We start from the raw sequence: 16,855 nt of genomic DNA, 5'->3' as shown, positions 1-16,855 counted from the left end.
TCGTGACCAATCGTCGCCCGATTCTGCTGGCCCTCCTGCTCGCCGGCGTCGCCGGTGCCCTGCCTGCGCAGGGTCCCGTGCGTCGACCGGCGGCGGGCCAGGAGCTGCTCGGCCAGGTCTTCAGCATCATTGCCAACACTGCGGTCGATTCGATCCCGGTCGACTCGCTCTACGAGCGCGCGGCCCGAGGGCTGATCGCCTCGCTCAACGATCCCTATGCTGCCATCCTCTCGCCCGATGAGCAGGCGCGCTTCCAGCGCCAGTCCATCGGCAATCGGTACGCCGGCATCGGTGCCCTGGTCCGCAGCCAGGGCGGCCATGTCACGCTGTATCGCGTGTTCGAGGGAACACCGGCGGCGCGCGCCGGGCTGACCCACGGCGATCGGATTCTCAAGGTCGACGGCCGCGACGTCTCCGGCATGATCGTCGACTCGGTGACCTCCCTCCTGCTCGGCGCACCGGCCACGCCCGTCCGCGTGACCTACGAGCGCTATCCTGCGCTCGCGCCGGTCACGACGACGGTGACGCGCGGCGTCATTCGCACTCCCGGCGGTGCCCTTCACGCTGATGCTCGAGGGGCACATCGGTTACGTCCCGATCCAGCGCTTCAACTCCACGGCCGCCGAGGACGTGCAGGCGGCCATGCTCCAGCTCGCCGAGCGCGGCGCGGCGAAGTACGTGTTGGATGTGCGCGGCAACCCTGGCGGCGACCTCGATGCGGCCACCGCGATGGCGGGTCTCTTCCTGACGCCGGGGATGGAAGTGGCCCGCGTGCAACACCGCGGCCAGGCCCCGATGTTGTATCACGCCGAGGCCACCCTCCCGATTGGCACCGCGCCGATCGTCGTGCTGGTCGATGGCGGCTCCGCCTCAGCCTCGGAAATCGTGGCGGGCTCGCTGCAGGACCACGACCGCGCCCTGGTCATCGGCACGCGCACCTTCGGCAAGGGGCTGGTGCAGACCCAGCGGACCCTGCCCTCGGGGTGGGCGGTCCGCCTCACGACCGGCAAGTGGTACACGCCGAGCGGGCGCTCCATCCAGGCGGATCATGGCGGGATGGGCGATGAACGCTTCGTCGAGACCGATACCGCCGGCAAGCGTCCGACCTTCCGCTCCGACGCCGGCCGCACCGTGCTCGGGGGCGGTGGGGTGACCCCCGAAGTCCTGATCAAGCCGGACACGGCCACCACGCCGGAACAGGCCCTCGCGCGCGCCCTCGGACAGCGGATCACCGATTTCCAGAACGCGGCGTTCGAAGTGGCGCGGATGGCGCAGCCGACCATCGTGAAGGGCTTCGCGGTGGCGCCGCAGTGGCGCGACTCGCTCTACGTCCTGTCGGAACGCGCCAAGCTGCCGATCACCCGTGAGCAGTTCGACGCGGCGCAGGATGTGGTCGATCGGCTGCTCGAGAATCAGATGGCGGGCCTCGCCCTCGGCGACGGCGCGGCGTTCGAGCGTGGCATCGCCCGCGACAAGGCGATGATGGAAGCGCTCACCCGACTGCAGAAGGCGAAGACGCAGAAGGAGTTGCTCGCCGGGGCGTAGCAGCGAACGGCGAACAGCGAATAGCGGTGAGGGGTGAGGGGTGAGGGGTAAGGGGACTGTTCCCCCTCACCCCTCACCCCTCACCTGTTGCACCGCTGTTCGCCGTTCGCTGTTCGCCGTTCGCTGCCTAGTCGAGCTCTTCCGTCACCACCGGCTTGCCGGTCCGCAGCACCGAATGTCGGTAGCCGTAGAAGACGTAGATGCCGAGCCCGACCAGCAGCCACCAGCCGAACATCATCCAGGCTCGTGCAGGCAACCCCTTCATCACGAAGAGGCAGGCGCCAGCCGCGAGCGGCGAGACCAGGTAGATGAACGGCACGCGGAACGGGCGCGGCCGATCAGGTTCCCGAATGCGGAGCGCGAGCACGCCGACCGAGACGAGGAAGAACGCGGCGAGCGTCCCGATATTGGTCAGGTCGTAGATCATGTTCTCTTCGGCGAGCAGTGCACCGCCGGCGACGAGCACCCCGGTGAGGATGGTCGTGATGTGCGGGACCCGCGTCTTCGGGTGCAACTTGGCGGCCCACTTGGGCAGCAGGCCGTCGCGCGCCATGCCGAAGAAGATCCGCGGCTGACCATACTGGAAGACCAGCAACACGGCCGTCATCGAGACCACGGCACCGGCGGAGATGATCCAGCTCGCCGTCTTCAGGCCGGCCAGGTCGAGCGCGCGCGCCAGGGGATCGGCCGATGCGAGCTGCTGGTACGGTACCAGGCCGGTCGCCACGGCGCCGACGATCACGTAGATCAGCGTGCAGACCGCGAGGCCGCCCAGAATCCCGATGGGCAGGTTGCGTTGCGGATTCTTGGTTTCTTCCGCGGCGGTGGAGATGGCATCGAAGCCGATGTAGGCAAAGAAGACGATCGCCGCGCCCTGGTGGATGCCGCGGAAGCCATTCGGCGCGAACGGGACGTAGTTGTCGGGGTTGATGTGTTGCACGCCGACGACCACGAACAGCCCGAGGACGAGAAGCTTGATGGCGACCATGATGTTGTTGGCGCGCGCACTCTCGCGGACGCCGAGGAGGAGCAACCAGGTGACCGCGGCGACGATCAGGAACGCCGGGACGTTCAACAACACCGGCACACCCGCGATGCGCGGGGCCGTGTCCATCAGTACCGCGATGTCGGGATTGGAGGAGAGCTTCACCTGCAGGTAGCCGTGCGTCAGCCAGCCGGGCAGGAAGATGCCGAATCCGCTGAGCAGCGAGGTGAAGTAGCCGCTCCATGCCACCGCGACGGCGATGTTGCCGACGGCGTACTCGAGAATCAGGTCCCAGCCGATGATCCACGCGAGCAATTCGCCAAGCGTCGCGTAGGTGTAGGCATACGCGGACCCGGCCTGGGGAATCATCGCCGCGAGCTCCGCATAGCAGAGCCCCGCGAGCCCGCAGACCACGCCGAGCAGCACGAACGAGAGGACCAGCGCTGGCCCGGCGCCCGCACGAATGATGGTGCCGTCGGCCGCCACCTCGCCGGCCGCTGCTGTCCCGAGCGAGGCGAAGATGCCCGCCCCGATCACCGCCCCGATCGCCAGCATGATGAGGTCGCCAGCCCCGAGGGTTCGGCGCATGCCGCGATCCGATTCCGCCATGATCGGCTTGCGGGAGAAGAGACCGCTCATTGGGCTCCGAAGGTGAACGTGTAGGTGTAGGTGCTGGCAACGTCGTTGCCATCGGCGTCACGAGCAGGGCGGAACCGGTAGGCTCGCATCACCTCGTCGAACTTCTTGGCGAAGCCCTTGTCCGTGATCGGTGGGGTCACCGTGAAGTCCGTGACGCGCCCTTCACTCGAGATGGTGAACACGACCTCGGCCGTCTTTCCCCGCAGGGATTTGGGGAAGTCCAGTGGCGGGATCATCAGCGACCGGGGCACCGGCGGCATCCCTGCCCGCCCAGTCCCGACCCCGCCACCGGTGCCGCCCCCACTGCCAGGCCCCACACCGCTGCCGGTGCCGGTGCCCGTGCCAGTGCCGGTCCCCCCGCCAGTCCCGCCGCCGCTTCCGGCGCCGGCCGGCGCAGCGCCGGGAGCCGCCGCCGGTGGCGGAATCTCGGTCGGTGGAGTCTCGACCGGTGTCGGCGTGGGGACCACGGTTGGCGTCACCACCGGCGGCGTCTCGACCGGTACGACCGTTGGCGCGGCCGGCGGCGCCACGGCAATGAAGGTACCGCCCTTCCCACCCCCGCCTCCGCCGCCCGCGATGAACTGCTGGAAGGCCTCGGCAAAATCACCACCGCGCGGCTCCACCACCACCGCGCTGACCCGGATGGCCAGGTAGAGCAGCACCGCGTGGAACAACAGCGAGGCCGCTGTCGCCACGGGGCTGCGCCGCGGCGGCTCCGGGAAGGATGCCGAAACGCGGACGCGCCCAGAGGGTGCGCCCGCGTGGTCGTCGGCCGGGGTGATGCTCACCCCTGGCTCAGTTCGCGTTCGATTCGATCGGGGTGAAACCCACCACCGCGACCCCGGCACCGCGTGCGATGTCAATCGCCTCGATGATGTCGGCATAGACTCGATTCTGACCCGGCTTCACGAAGAGCAGCTTCGCCGGACGCTGATCGTAGATCTCGTGGAACTTGCGGTCGAGCTGCGCCTTCGGGGTCGGGGCCTGCCCGTTGATGACATAGCTGCCGTCATCGCGGAGCTCGAGCACGATCTGGGTGCTCGGGGCATTGGACTTCGCCCCGGTCTCGATCGGTGGAATCTGGATGTCGATGGCCGCCCGCTTCAGCGCCTGCACGATCATGAAGATGATCAGCAGCACGAGGAGCACGTCGATCATCGGCGTCACGTTGATGTCGGAGGTGACGTCGCCGCCTCCGCCCGTTGACATCGCCATGGCTATTTCTCCTCTGACATGAGGCCGCCGTTGCGGTCCGTGATCGCCACCAGCACGCGGGCACCGGCCCGGCGCGCCATTTCCACCGCTTCCTGCACCTTGGAGTACTTCAGGCCCGCGTCGGCCTTGAAGTAGAGGATCTTGTCCTCGGTCCGGGCCGCGAAGATCGACGTGAGCTGGGCCTCGGCCTTCTCCTTGTCGATCGACTTGCCGTCGATGAAATAGCCACCGGCAACGTCCAGACCGAGGGTGACCTCGTTCTCCTCTTCGGGCGCCGGCTTCACGTTCGCGCCACTCGGCATGCGGGCGGTGAAGCCCGACTCGAGCACCGGCGTCACGATCATGAAGATGATGAGGAGGACCAGCATCACGTCGATCATCGGCGTGACGTTGATCTCCGCATTGACGCTGCCTTTGCTACCCGTGGATATGGCCACTGCCACTCACCGCCTTCTGGGCCTGGAACTCCTTCGTGAAGATCGAGCGTCCGAACTCGGCCCCCACGCTCTTGATCAGGTAGTCAATGAGCTCCTTCGAGGTGTAGGTCATCTCGACGGCGAGGTTCTCGATCTTGGTGGTGAAGTAGTTGTACGCCCACACGGCCGGGATGGCGACCATGAGGCCGAAGGCCGTCGTGATCAGCGCCTCGGCGATACCGGCGCCGATGCCCGCGAGGCCGCCCGACGCGCCGCCGGCGCTCATCGCCTGGAAGGCGTTGACGATACCCATCGTGGTGCCGAGCAGCCCGACGAACGGCGCGGTCGACCCGACCGTGCCGAGCACGCCCGAGCCACGCTTGAACTCGGCGAGGGTGATCATCATCTGCCGCTCGACCGCACGCTCGGCCGAGTTGATGTCGGCGGCGGTGATCGTCGCGCGGTCACGCAGGAGCGGCTTCACTTCGGCCAGGGCGCCGCCGAGGACGCGGGCGACGTGGCTGTCCTTGTTCTTCTCGGCCATGGTGATGGCCTGCTCGATGTTCTCTTCCTGGATCGCGCGGGAGAACTGCGGCGCAAACTTGCGGGTCGCGGCCTCGCTCTTCTTGATCTTGATCAGCTTCTGGATCGTGATCGTCAGGGAGTAGACGGACATGATCGCCAGCAAGATGACGATGCCTTTGGCGAAGTAGCCCGCGTCTGACCAGAGCTTCAGGAGTGACGTATTCATCGCTCAACCTCTTCCGGGTGGATGACTGGCCGCGACGGCGCGGCCCTGGGTTCCTGCGGCGTGAAGCGCCGTCAGCGGATATCGAATGCGATTGACTGCTGGACCAGCTGGCGCACGGCCTGACCGCGCATCTTGGCCGGCTTGAAGCGGGCCCGGCTGATCGCGGTGACCGCCGGATCCTCGAAGGCCTTGTTCGTGCTGCTCATGACCTTGATGGACGACCGCTCGACCCGCCCGTCGGTGCCGACGATGAACTGCAGCGTCACGCGGCCGGCGATGCCGGCGCCACGCATGGCCGGCGGGAAGACCGGGTCGGCGCCATCGATGTAGGCCACCGGATCGTCGACCTGGTCCTGCGTGAAGGTCTCGCCGGCGATGATGTCGCCCACGGGGCCGGTGCCGCCGATGATGCCCTTGGCGATGCCGCCCTCGACGCCCTTTCCGGAGAAGTCCTTCGCGTCAAACTTCTCGTTCAGGTTCACCGGCGGAATCTCCGTCGGAATCTTGTCCGGCGGCATGATCGTCTGGAATCCCTGCGGCGGGGGATTGTTCGACACCACGACGTCCGGCGGCACCTCGTCCGGTGGCGGCGGCGGTGGCGGCTCGGGAGGCTTGATGAACACCGCAGTGGTGTCCTCAAGAATCTGCTTCACCGTTTCGGCCGCCCCTTGGGTGGCTTTGACGGCGCCGAGGACCAGAAAGATGTGGACGACCACCGAGACGGCAGTCTGCCCGATGGTACGATCCTTCTTCGGCTTGGACTCGATCAGGTTTTCAAACACGCGGACGAACCTCCGCAAGTGGGGCGGGACCAACAGACTCGGCAGGGAATGTCGCGGGGTCACTTCGCACCCGCGTCACCGCTGGATGACAATTCAATGACAACTGCGTTAGCGATCGCCTTCAGGGACAGGGGACGGCACCTTCGGCTCCAGCTTGGGGATGGTCACCACGAAGGTGCTCCCCCTCCCCGGCCGACTCTGGACCTGGATGGACCCGCCGTGGGCCTCAGCGACCCATTTGACGATGGCGAGTCCCAGCCCGGTCCCCGGGCGGTCACCGGTGCGGGACCGGGCCGGGTCCGCCCGCCAGAAGCGGTCGAAGACGTGTTCCAGGTCGCCGGGCGCGATCCCGATGCCGGTGTCCTGCACCGAGAGGATGGCCGCCTCCGGCTGGTCTCGCAAGGTCAGCGTGACGGTGCCGCCAGCCGGCGTGTACTTGACCGCATTGGTCACCAGGTTCATCAGCAGCTGGCGCATCCGGGGCGGATCCACCGGCACCTCGACGGCGACTTCCGGCAGGTCCAGGACCACCGTCACCCGCTGTTGCTCGCCGAGGATTTCCGCCGTCTCCCCCGCCTCGGCCACCAGGCCGCGGAGGTCCGCTGGGCGGAGCACCAGGGAGGAGCGGCCCTCATCCGCCCGCGCGAGCGTCAGGAGGTTGGTGACCAGGTCGCTCATCTGGTTGATCTGCCGGAGCGTCTCGTCGAGCGAGGCCACCAGTTCCGCAGGGGTCCGCGGATCGGTCAACGACCGCTCCACCCCGGCGCGGAGCACCATCAGCGGCGTCTTGAGCTCGTGCGAGGCGTCGGCGGTGAAGCGCCGGAGCGCGACGAAGGACTGCTCGACGCGGTCGAGCATCGCGTTGAGGTTCTGCGCCAGGCGGCTGAGCTCGTCCTGCCCCGGGGGGACGGCGATGCGGCGGTGGAGCGAGCGGCCGTCGCGCATCGCGACCAGTTCCTCGACCATCGTGTCCATCGGCTGGAGGGCACGGCCGGCGAGCCAGTAGCCGAGGACGATCGAGGCGACGAGAATCAGCGGCGCCACGATCAGCATCGCCATCAGCAACTCGTTCGGCCCATAGCCGGTCGAGTCGTCGGGCCGGGCGGCGAGCAGCACCGCGCGCACTTCGCGCACCGAGTCGGTCGGCAACATGTAGTAGCGGAACGGCTCGCCGTCGGGGGTGAGGCGCAGGCGCCCGGAGCGCAACATGACGGGCGTGCGGATCAGGATGTCACGGACCGCGGAAAGCGAGGCGGGCTCGAGGTCGTTGGCGGACTGCGACACGAAGAGCAGGCGGCCCGAGGGATCGGCGACGAAGAGGTAGTCCTGCCCGAGCCCCTGGAAGTAGCCGCGGATTTCGGGAAGCAGATCCCAGGTGGAGTCGGCCGGATTGGTGGAGCCGATTCGGCGCATCCCGCGCACCAGGCGCGGATAGATGCGCGACTGCTGCTCCAGCCACGACACGGCGAAGTTCGCCTCGACCTTCAGTCGGGTCTCGACCCGCTCTTCGCGTTCCCGGGCCGCCGCGCTGCGCCGGTCGAGGTAGAGCGCCGCGCCGAAGACGCCGAGGGTCGTGGTGAGCGCCAGCGCGTAGGAGAGGGAGAGCCGGCGCCGGATCGATTGCACGTGAGGCTAGCCCTTCACGACGTATCCGACGCCGCGGACCGTGTGCACCAGCTTCTGCGTGGCGCCGGCATCGACCTTCTTCCGCAGGCGATTGATCACGACATCGACGATGTTGGTGCCGGGGTCGAAGTGGTAGTCCCACGCGTACTCGGTGATCAGCGTGCGCGACATGACGCGACCCTGGTGTCGCATCAGGTATTCGAGGACCGCGTACTCCTTCGGCGTGAGCTCCACCAGGGTTCCGGCACGGCGCACCTCGCGAGCATCGAGGTCGACTTCGAGGTCGGCGACGCGCAGCGATCGCGAGGAGAGGAGGCGGGGTCGGCGCGAGATCGCCTCGATCCGCGCGAGCAGTTCGTCGAACGCGAACGGCTTGGTGACGTAGTCATCGGCGCCGGCCCGCAGCGCGTCGACCTTGAACTCGACGCTGTCCTGCGCCGTCAGCACCAGCACCGGCATCGTGAGGCCGCGGTCCCGCAGGGTGCGCAGGACCTCGAGCCCGGTCATCCCCGGCAGGCGCAGGTCGAGAATGATCAGGTCGTAGGCCGTCGCCGTCATCAGGCGCAGCGCCTCCGCCCCGTCCCCGACCCAGTCGGCGAGGTATTGCTGTTCCTCAAGCCCGCGCTTGACGTACTGGCCAACGGTACGGTCGTCTTCCACCACCAGCAGCTTCATGCAGTCCGTCCCTCGCGAGCGATGGGGAGTGCCATCCGGAACACCGAACCGCGCGAGGGCTCGCTGCGCACGTCCAGCCGGCCCTGGTGGTCGGCGACGATGCCATAGCAGATGGCGAGGCCGAGCCCGGTGCCGCGGGCGGGTCCCTTCGTGGTATAGAACGGCTCGAACACCTTCGGGAGGACATCCGGCGGAATCCCTGGTCCGTCATCCTGGAATTCCACGACGACGAAGCTCCCCTCGACCCGCGTGCGCACCACGACCTGCCCGCGACCACCCGTGGCATCGGCGGCGTTGAGCAGGATGGCCATCGCGGCCTGAATCAGCCGCTCGGCGTTGCCCAGCACGAGCGGCAGCGGCTCGGTGAAGTCGCGGGTGACCTGCAGGCGTCGGAAGCGCTGATGGTGCTTGAGCAGGTACAGCGTGCGCTCGAGCACCCCGTGGACATCGGTCGGCTCCATCGCCCCACCGGCGCGGCCGGCGCGGGAGAAGTCGAGCAGCCCGTCGACAATGTTGGTGCACCGCACGACCTCGCTCTCGATGATGTCGAGATATTCCCGAACCACCGGTTCGGCCGAGGCCCCCAGCCGCGACGAGATCGCCGCAACGCAGGCGCCGATGGTGGCGAGCGGATTGTTGATTTCGTGCATCACGCCCGCGGCGAGCTGGCCGACGGCGGCGAGCTTCTCTGTTTGCTGCATCGCGCGCTGGAGCGCCCGCGTCTCGGTGACGTCTTCCCCGATGGTGATGACGTGGCTGATGCCGTCTCCCTCGAGGCGCATCGGCAGGCGCGAGGTGCGGAAGATCCGTCGCTCCGTGTCGGCGGTCACTTCCTGCTCAGTCTCGAAGACCTCGCCGGTCCGGAAGACATGATCGAATTCGGCGAGCAGGGTGTCCGCGTCCTGGCGATGGAGCACCTCGGCGACAGGGCGGCCGATCACGTCGTCGCGTCGGAGCCCCTGCGTCCCGATTTCACGCTTCCGATTCCAGACCACGATCCGGTACTGTCGATCGACGACATACAGGCCGACCGGCAAGGAATCGATGGTGAGCCGTGCCAGACGACGCTCGAGCCCCTGCTCATCCGCGGTGCCCTCTTCGAGGACCGGCAGGACGGTGGCGAGCAACGCCGCGACGGCCTCGAGCACCGGGCGCAATTCGGCCGGCGGGCGACGGCTCCCCAGGACCTCCAGCACTGCCGGGCGATCGGTGCGCCACGGCACCGCCACCGCGAAGAGGTCGGCGGTCGGCTCACGCGGCGCGCCGGCGCGACGCTCGCCCGAGCGGAGGCGGACTTCGTCGGCCGGCAAGGTGTTGCGCAGATGTTCGCAGAGTGCCCGCAGGCGCGAGGCCGAGGTGCCGGCTGCCCCGAGCACGCGCGCGGCGCCCACCACGACGGCGAGCGGCGGCGCCAGCAGGGGCGCGGCGGGGGTCAGGGTGCCGATCGTGTCCGCCATGGCCCGAATTGCGTGTGCGCGACCCGCCACGCCCCGTCGCGCCGACCGAGCGTGAGCAGGTCGGCCGCTTCCATCTCGCCGGCGCCGCCAGCTGCAGGCACCGTGACGACCACCCGGGCCACGGCAATGTTGCCGTCGACCCGCAATTCGGTGTGTACCAGGCGCGGCGGCGTCCCGGTCGAGCGGCGCTCCGGCACGCCGAGCAGGGCGAGCATCGGCACCAGCGTCACGTCACGCCCCGTGGCATCGAGCAATGCGCTCCCTCCCGTGAAGGCCACCCGCTCGAGTGCGACCGTGTCGCGTGCCGCCAGCGCACGGTAGAATCCGTCGACCGCGCTCTGCGCGGCGGCGTCATCGCGCCGCGAGCCGCTCGGCGGCCGCACGTCGAGTTGGCAGGCCGTCAGGGCGACGACCACCGCGAGCCCGACCAGCCGACGCCAGGAGCCGACGTGGCCGGGAGCGGTCACCCGAGCGCCGCGAGCTGCTCGAGCAGTTCGCCATTGGGCCGCGAGTGGCCCAGCTCGGCTTCGACATGGACCCACCGCACCATCCCCGCCTTGTCGATGAGCACGTAGGCGCGCTTCGACACGAAGGCGGCGTCGAGATAGACGCCGTAGGCTCTCGAGACCTCGCGCTTCGAGTCGGAGAGGAGATCGATGGTCATCTGCTCGTGCGCCTTGAAGGCCTTCAGCGCCGGGATCCAGTCCACGCTGATCGGGAGCACCACGGTCTCCGCCGACGCGAAGCGACCGTAGTCCTCAGAGAGCGCGCACATCTCGGCCGTGCAGACGCCGGAGAATGCGGCCGGGAAGAAGGCGAGCAACACGTGCTTGCTGCCACGAAAACTCGAGAGCGTCACATCGGACCCGGAGGTCGACGGGAGCGTGAAGTCTGGTGCTGGCGATCCGATCGCTGGGGTGGTCATCGCCTGTGCCTCAGCGGCCCGCCGCGTAGCGACGGCCGACCTCGGTCCAGTTGACGACATGCCACCACGCGGCGACGTAATCGGGACGCCGGTTCTGGTAGTGGAGATAATAGGCATGCTCCCAAACATCGCAGCCGAGCAGCGGGGTGCGCCCTTCCATCAGCGGCGAGTCCTGATTCGCGGTGCTCTCGACGAGCAACGTGCCGTCGGCCGCGCGCGAGAGCCAGGCCCAGCCGGAGCCGAAGCGGGTGGTGCACGCCTTGAGGAACTGCTCCTGGAAGCCGGAGAAGGAGCCGAAGGTCGACTCGATCGCCGTCGCGAGGTCGCCGGTGGGCGCTGTCGCCCCGCCGGGCGCCATGATCTCCCAGAACAAGGTGTGGTTGGCGTGGCCGCCACCGTTGTTGCGGACCGCGGTACGCTTCGCCTCGGGGACCTGCGACAAATCGGCGATCAGGCGTTCGATCGGCATCGCCAGGAGGGCATCCTGCCCCTCGAGTGCGGCATTCAGATTGGTGACATAGGCGGCGTGGTGCTTGTCATGGTGAATCCGCATCGTCTGTTCATCGATGTGCGGCTCGAGCGCCGTGTAGTCGTACGGGAGTGGGGGCAGTGAAAACGACATGGGGCAACTCCTCGGGGGGAATGAAGACACACCTCGAATATGGGTGACGGCGGGAGGGAGGGCAACGCGCCCCACTCCCCTTCCCGCGCGTGCCTGTTCGAGGCAACTTCCGCTCTGGCGACGCATCGCTTCCATCCCGCCACACACGCTGCCGATACTCAGGCAAGGCCCCCCTCTTCCGGACCACCGCCCGCATGGCTCTTTCGCTCCGCTTTGCCCTCACCACCCCCGGCCGTGCGGTGGTCGCCCTCGAAGCCGACGACCTGCGGGTCGCGATGCAGGCCACGGATGACACCGACGCGCTCGGCGACCTCACCCGCGCCGCCGTCACCCTCCTCGAGGGCGCGGAACGGGCGACGGTGGTGTTGGAGGATGCGCCGGGAGTGCACGAATGGACGTTCGAGCGTCAGGACGAACTGGTGCAGCTGCGGATCCACAGTTGGGCCGACCGCCGCTCGGGCACGGCCGAAATGACGCTCTCGCAGGAGCGGACCGTCGCCATCGTCTGCCCGCTCAGCGTGATTGCCCGCGAGCTGGTCCTGGTCCTCGATGTGCTCTGGGTCGGTCATGGCCCCGAAGGATGGAACCGGCTCTCCCCACGGCATCCCTACCCGGCCGCCGAGCGTCGCCGCCTCCGGCAACTGCTGGCCGTGGCCGCCCGACGCACCGCCGAGCAGGCCGGCCTGCCGGAAGGATCACCCCCCGAGGAATAGCGTCGCCGCGCGCGCCGCCGTCAGCCCCTGCACCTCGATGACCTTCGCGCGGGAGGATGCCCCCCGCACCAGGGTCACGGCGCGGGGAGGCACGCCGCTGACTTCCGCCACAAACACCAGCAGCGCCTCGTTCGCGCGCCCGTCCACGGGCGGCGCGGCGAGGCGCACCTTGATCGCCTCGCCGTGGCGACCGGCCACGGCGGTGGTCCGCGCCCCCGGCTGCACGTGCAGCGCGAGCTGCACACCGCCGGGAACGGCGCGGATACTCACGGCTTCTTCGGTACCCCGACGGTCGGTGCCGTCACCGGCGGGCCGCCAGCTGCCGGCGTCATGCTCGGTGCCTGCGGCATGCCGGATTGCGCCGTGGTGGTGTCATTGGCGTGCAACTGGGCCCAGAGCGTCTGGGTGGACTTCAGCACCTTGCTGATCGAGGCCGTATCGATGCTCACGTCGAACTTGCTGCGCAGTACCCCAGAGAGCGCTCCAGGAAGCGGCCGATAGCGCGACCGCCCCAGCACCAGCGAATCCAGATACACCGACGGGGCCAGGGCCGCCGGCACGCCCGCGGTCATGCTCCCGAATTCGTTCAGGAGGTCTGCGACGGCGGAATGGTACTGTGGCGCGAGCAGCCCACGTGCCTTTGCAGCCACCCGGTGACTGGCACCGGCCCGGGCAAGGATCAGCTCGCGCTGCGTCATCTCCCTGAGGAAGGAGGTGAGCGCCGAATCCGAAGCCACCGCAAGGGTGGCCCGCTCCGGGGCGGGAATCATCACGATCCAATCGTGTGCCGCCTCTGGGGTCAAGGCACCGTCCTTCCAGGTCACCAGCGGTCCGCCAGCGCCCACGCGCAGCGGTTCGTGCAGCATCCCGCGGACCCGATTGCGGGCATCCTCGGCGATCACCATCTGTGCCGCCCGCGCGAGCGAGTCGACGAAGGTGGAGTCGGCGCGTCGGCTGTAGCGCGGGGCCAACCACCGCTTCAAGCCAAGGCGTGATTCCGACAACGTCGCCCGGCGCACAATGTGAAGGCCGATCTGCGACGGAATGATTCGCGAGACGGCGCCCTCCGCCAATCCCCACGCCACGGCGCGAATCTGCGGGGGCACCTCTTCCCGCGAGACCGCCGGAAGAAAGCCGTCGGTGGCGCGGGTTGCGGAATCTTCCGAGGCCTCCCGGACCAGCTTGCTGAAGTTCTCGGTCTTGGCCCGCTCGAAGATCGCGCGCGCGCGATTGGCGATCCCGACGACCGTCATCGAGTCGGAGCCGCGCGGAATCGCCAGGAACAGATGCTGGAGCACGCGCACGTTGTCGGCCTTGGCGAGCGAGTCCGCCTGCGCATCGGTCGGCGCCGGTCGAGCGTTCGCCCGACCCGCCCAGAACTCGAGGATCATCCCACGAGCGGCGTCGGGGCCAATCGCGGCGTCGGTCAGGGCGGAGTCGTTCAGCGACAGCCCGGTGACCTTCGATTGCTGCAGCAGCGCCGCGTCGAGCCAGGAGCCGACGAGTACCGAGGCCGTCGAGGCCACCGGCGGCACCGGCGACTTGAGGAGCCACTGCTGGAGCACCTTGCCCGTCAGCTTGGCGTCCCCGACCTGCACGACGGTGGCATCAAGGGCATCCTGCGGCACGGCATCCTTGCCGCAGGCCGCGGCGAGGACCAGCGCGGCCAGGAACAAGGGCGACCGAATGGAGCGAGGAAATGCGCGCATGAGGGGTCTGGGGCTCGAGGAGGGGGCTGGCGCCCCGATCAGTTCCGGCAATGGAGGAAACTTGGCCATGCGGCCCGACGTGGCAAAGGGTGGGCCAGAACCAGCAGGAGGCGGGGGTGCCGGGACCGGGAGCGACCTCGCCCCGTCTCGACACCCCCGCCCCACCCCCCACCACCGCCCCCCAGAGCCGCTGGGGCGCGGGAAACTACGGCGTGGGCCGAGCCGCGGGAGCCGGCGCGGGCTTCCGTGGCAGCTTCTCGTCACGCTGCGCCGCCTGCCACGCGAAGGCGGCGAGCACGGCCGCGTTCCACTTCATGTCCTCGGGCTGGATCTTCTCGTAGACGTCCATGTTGGTGTGGTGCGTCCGGGTGCCGTAGTCGAGGCCGTCCTGAATGAACTGGAAGCCCGGCAGGCCAACGCCATCGAACGTCAGGTGGTCCGTGCCGCCAGTGGTCGAGATCGTCAGCGTCTTCATCCCGTCAGCGTTGAACGGCGCCATCCACGCCTGGAAGATCGGCGCGACGGCGGTGTTGAGCTGCTGGTAGACGCCGCGGATCTTGCCGCTGCCGTTGTCGAGGTTGAAGTAGGCCGCGAACTTGGCCTGCTCCGGCGTGACATGGAGACCAGTCGAGTCGCGGGTGCCATAGTGCTTCGCGACGTAGGCGCGCGACCCCATCAGCCCCTCTTCCTCGGCCGTCCACAGCCCGATCCGGATGGTGCGGCGCGGCTTCAGGTCGAGCGCCTTGAGGATCCGCATCGCCTCCATCATCGTCGCCGAGCCGGCGCCGTTGTCGGTGGCACCGGTCCCCGCGTGCCAGGAATCGAAGTGGCCCCCGATCATCACGACTTCATCCTTGAGCGCCGGGTCGGTACCCGGAATCTCGGCGATGACGTTGAACGACGTCGAGTCCGCCGGGATGAAGCGATTCTGCATGTCGAGCTCAAGCTGGACCGGCACGTTCTTCTCGGCCATGCGCCAGATCCGACCGTACGACTCGTAGCTGACGTGCACCATCGGCACCTGCGGCGCCTTCAGGTTCCGCGACGCGCCATTGTCGGTGAAGATCGTGCCGTCGCTTCCGCGCGCGAGCATCAACACCGCCGCCACGCCCTGCTGCTCCATGAAGCGGAGGGCGGAGGAGTCGGTGGTCACATTGAAGGGACGCACGCCGCCGGCGCCGAAGCCGCCGCGACCACCGCCGGGCGCACCACCCCGTCCGCCACCGGGCGTCGGCGGGGCCATGGCGGCCATCTGCGCCAGCTGATCATCGGTGAGCCGCGTCGCATCAGGGGTGAACTTCTGCGACGGGAGCCCGTTCGGCTGGGTCAGCAGCATGAACTTCCCCTTGATCTTCCCGGCGTACTTCGCCTTGAACGAGTCAAGAGTCATCGAGTCGTTACGCGGGACGATCACGACGCCGCCGGCCACCTTCCCCTTGGTGCCCGCCGACCAGGCCCGCGGCGCGGAGAGCACCTGGAAGAAGTTCGGCGCCGTGGCGACGAAGGTGAAGCGCTGATTTTCCCAACCCAGGCCCGCCGGGGTGCTCCACGGCTCGAGGGCGACGTTGCTGAGGCCCCAGCTCTTCATCGTGGTGGCGGCCCAGTTGCCGGCCTTGGTGAGGTTCGGCGACCAGGCGAGGCGCGGCCCGTAGACGTCGGTCAGCCAGCTCATGATGTCCATGACCTGCGAGCGGTCCATCGCCTCGGACTTGATCTTCTCGATCGTGGCGACGTCCACCTTTTCCTGGGCGAGGAGCGGGGCAGCCGGTGCAACAAGGGCCAGCGCGACGGCGGCGCGGAGCGCGGGGACGAAGCGCGGCACGAAAGCGTGCGACATCAGGGGGAACTCCGGATTGGGGACAGGCGGCAGGGAACCGGCGAACTATGCCGTCCGGAACCGCGGAAGTCACCCCCCGCCGATCGGACGTATCAAGGCGATACGCACCCTGCGCGGGAGACGTTGATGCTATGCCGACAGACGATCTCCCGACGCCGCGTCACCCCCGCCCGGGGCCCCCCGGGGCCCCCCCGGGGCCCCCCCCCCCCCCCCCCCGCCCCCCCCCCCCCGCCCCGGGCGCCCCCGGGGGGCCCCCCCCCCCGGGGCCCCCCCGGGCCCCCCCCCGCGGGCCCCCCCCCCCCCCCCCCCCCCCCCCGGGGCCCCCCCGGGGGCCCCCGCCGGCCCCCCCCCCCCCCGGCCCCCCCCGTTTTCCCCCCCCGCCCCCCCCGGGGGGGGCGCCCCCCGGCCCCCCCCCCCCCCGGGGGCCCCCCCCCCCCCCCCCCCCCCCCGCCCCGCCCCCCCCCCCCGCCGCCGGGCCCCCGGCCCCCCCCCGGGGGGGCGCCCGGCCCCCCCCCGGCCCCCCCCGCGCCCCCCCCGCCCCCGCCGGCGCGGGCGGGGGGGGGCGGGCCCCGGCCCCGCCCGGGGGGCCGCGCCCGGCTTCCGGGGGGGAACCCCCCCCCCCCCCCCGCCCGGGCCCCCCCCCCCCCCGCCCGGCGCCCCCGGGGCGCCCCCGGGCCCCGCGGGGGGGGGGCCCGCGGGGCCCCCCGGGCCCCCCGCCCCCGCCCCGGCCCCCCCCCCCCCGGCCCCCCCCCCGGGGGCCCCCCGCCCCCGGGGCCCCCCCCCCCCCGCCCCCCGGGCCGCCCCCCCCCCCCCCCCCCCCCCCCCCCCGGGGGGGGGGGGGGGGCCCCCCCCCCCCCCCCCCCCCCCGGGGGGCCGGCGCGGCCGCCCCCGCAAGCCGCCGCCGGGGGGGGCCGGGGCCCCGCGGGGCGGCGCCCCGGGGGCCCCCGCCCGCCGGCGC

Annotated in this window: 17 protein-coding genes; 2 read left to right on the top strand and 15 right to left on the bottom strand. The window is 69.9% G+C overall.

The features are described 5' to 3' along the window. Positions 1-77: 77 nt before the first annotated feature. Positions 78-1,067 carry a PDZ domain-containing protein gene (locus tag IPP98_01625; protein ID MBL0177812.1) on the top strand — a complete coding sequence of 330 codons (990 nt, stop codon included), beginning with the start codon at positions 78-80 and terminating at the stop codon, positions 1,065-1,067. Between the two features lie 605 nt (positions 1,068-1,672). Here the strand turns inward: IPP98_01625 and IPP98_01620 are convergent. From IPP98_01620 to IPP98_01565, 12 genes are all read right to left on the bottom strand, one after another. Next, positions 1,673-3,169: an amino acid permease gene (locus IPP98_01620; protein MBL0177811.1), complete on the bottom strand. Its 1,497-nt coding sequence runs from the start codon at positions 3,167-3,169 to the stop codon at positions 1,673-1,675. Next, positions 3,166-3,957: a hypothetical protein gene (locus tag IPP98_01615; GenBank protein MBL0177810.1), complete on the bottom strand. Its 792-nt coding sequence runs from the start codon at positions 3,955-3,957 to the stop codon at positions 3,166-3,168. The genes IPP98_01620 and IPP98_01615 overlap by 4 nt, the downstream gene beginning before the upstream one ends. A 7-nt stretch (positions 3,958-3,964) precedes the next feature. Next, positions 3,965-4,384 (bottom strand): biopolymer transporter ExbD, encoded by a 420-nt coding sequence (locus tag IPP98_01610; GenBank protein MBL0177809.1) that lies wholly within the window; start codon positions 4,382-4,384, stop codon positions 3,965-3,967. 2 nt (positions 4,385-4,386) lie between these two features. Beyond that, positions 4,387-4,821, bottom strand: coding sequence for a biopolymer transporter ExbD (locus IPP98_01605; GenBank protein MBL0177808.1), 435 nt, complete (start codon positions 4,819-4,821; stop codon positions 4,387-4,389). Further along, the gene (locus IPP98_01600; GenBank protein ID MBL0177807.1) at positions 4,802-5,551 is read right to left on the bottom strand and encodes a MotA/TolQ/ExbB proton channel family protein; all 750 of its coding nucleotides are present in this window, start codon (positions 5,549-5,551) and stop codon (positions 4,802-4,804) included. Before IPP98_01600 ends, IPP98_01605 begins: the two co-directional genes overlap by 20 nt. Before the next feature lie 71 nt (positions 5,552-5,622). Next, on the bottom strand, positions 5,623-6,333 hold the full coding sequence (locus IPP98_01595) for an energy transducer TonB (GenBank protein ID MBL0177806.1): 711 nt from the start codon (positions 6,331-6,333) through the stop codon (positions 5,623-5,625). 108 nt (positions 6,334-6,441) lie between these two features. After that, positions 6,442-7,959, bottom strand: coding sequence for a HAMP domain-containing protein (locus IPP98_01590; GenBank protein MBL0177805.1), 1,518 nt, complete (start codon positions 7,957-7,959; stop codon positions 6,442-6,444). A gap of 6 nt (positions 7,960-7,965) precedes the next feature. Then, positions 7,966-8,634, bottom strand: coding sequence for a response regulator transcription factor (locus IPP98_01585; protein MBL0177804.1), 669 nt, complete (start codon positions 8,632-8,634; stop codon positions 7,966-7,968). Next, entirely contained in the window at positions 8,631-10,091 is a 1,461-nt protein-coding gene (locus IPP98_01580) for a PAS domain-containing protein (GenBank protein MBL0177803.1), read from the bottom strand. The genes IPP98_01585 and IPP98_01580 overlap by 4 nt, the downstream gene beginning before the upstream one ends. Continuing rightward, positions 10,067-10,558 carry a nuclear transport factor 2 family protein gene (locus tag IPP98_01575; GenBank protein MBL0177802.1) on the bottom strand — a complete coding sequence of 164 codons (492 nt, stop codon included), beginning with the start codon at positions 10,556-10,558 and terminating at the stop codon, positions 10,067-10,069. Before IPP98_01575 ends, IPP98_01580 begins: the two co-directional genes overlap by 25 nt. After that, positions 10,555-11,016, bottom strand: a complete 462-nt coding sequence (locus IPP98_01570) for a redoxin domain-containing protein (GenBank protein ID MBL0177801.1) — start codon at positions 11,014-11,016, stop codon at positions 10,555-10,557. Before IPP98_01570 ends, IPP98_01575 begins: the two co-directional genes overlap by 4 nt. Positions 11,017-11,026: 10 nt before the next feature. Then, entirely contained in the window at positions 11,027-11,638 is a 612-nt protein-coding gene (locus tag IPP98_01565; GenBank protein ID MBL0177800.1) for a superoxide dismutase, read from the bottom strand. 194 nt (positions 11,639-11,832) lie between these two features. Here IPP98_01565 and IPP98_01560 point away from each other — a divergent pair, with 194 nt between their 5' ends. Continuing rightward, positions 11,833-12,351, top strand: a complete 519-nt coding sequence (locus IPP98_01560; protein MBL0177799.1) for a hypothetical protein — start codon at positions 11,833-11,835, stop codon at positions 12,349-12,351. Here the strand turns inward: IPP98_01560 and IPP98_01555 are convergent. The 3 genes from IPP98_01555 to IPP98_01545 all read right to left on the bottom strand — a co-directional run bounded on the left by IPP98_01555 (position 12,334) and on the right by IPP98_01545 (position 15,897). Then, entirely contained in the window at positions 12,334-12,621 is a 288-nt protein-coding gene (locus IPP98_01555; GenBank protein ID MBL0177798.1) for a DUF167 domain-containing protein, read from the bottom strand. The genes IPP98_01560 and IPP98_01555 overlap by 18 nt on opposite strands. Then, positions 12,618-14,060 carry a peptidylprolyl isomerase gene (locus tag IPP98_01550; protein MBL0177797.1) on the bottom strand — a complete coding sequence of 481 codons (1,443 nt, stop codon included), beginning with the start codon at positions 14,058-14,060 and terminating at the stop codon, positions 12,618-12,620. Before IPP98_01550 ends, IPP98_01555 begins: the two co-directional genes overlap by 4 nt. Positions 14,061-14,265: 205 nt before the next feature. Next, positions 14,266-15,897 (bottom strand): M20/M25/M40 family metallo-hydrolase, encoded by a 1,632-nt coding sequence (locus IPP98_01545; GenBank protein ID MBL0177796.1) that lies wholly within the window; start codon positions 15,895-15,897, stop codon positions 14,266-14,268. Positions 15,898-16,855 lie beyond the last annotated feature (958 nt).

The sequence above is a fragment of the Gemmatimonadota bacterium genome, assembly GCA_016720805.1.
GTDB lineage: Bacteria > Gemmatimonadota > Gemmatimonadetes > Gemmatimonadales > GWC2-71-9 > Palsa-1233.
This window is presented reverse-complemented; position numbering and strand designations above follow the sequence as displayed.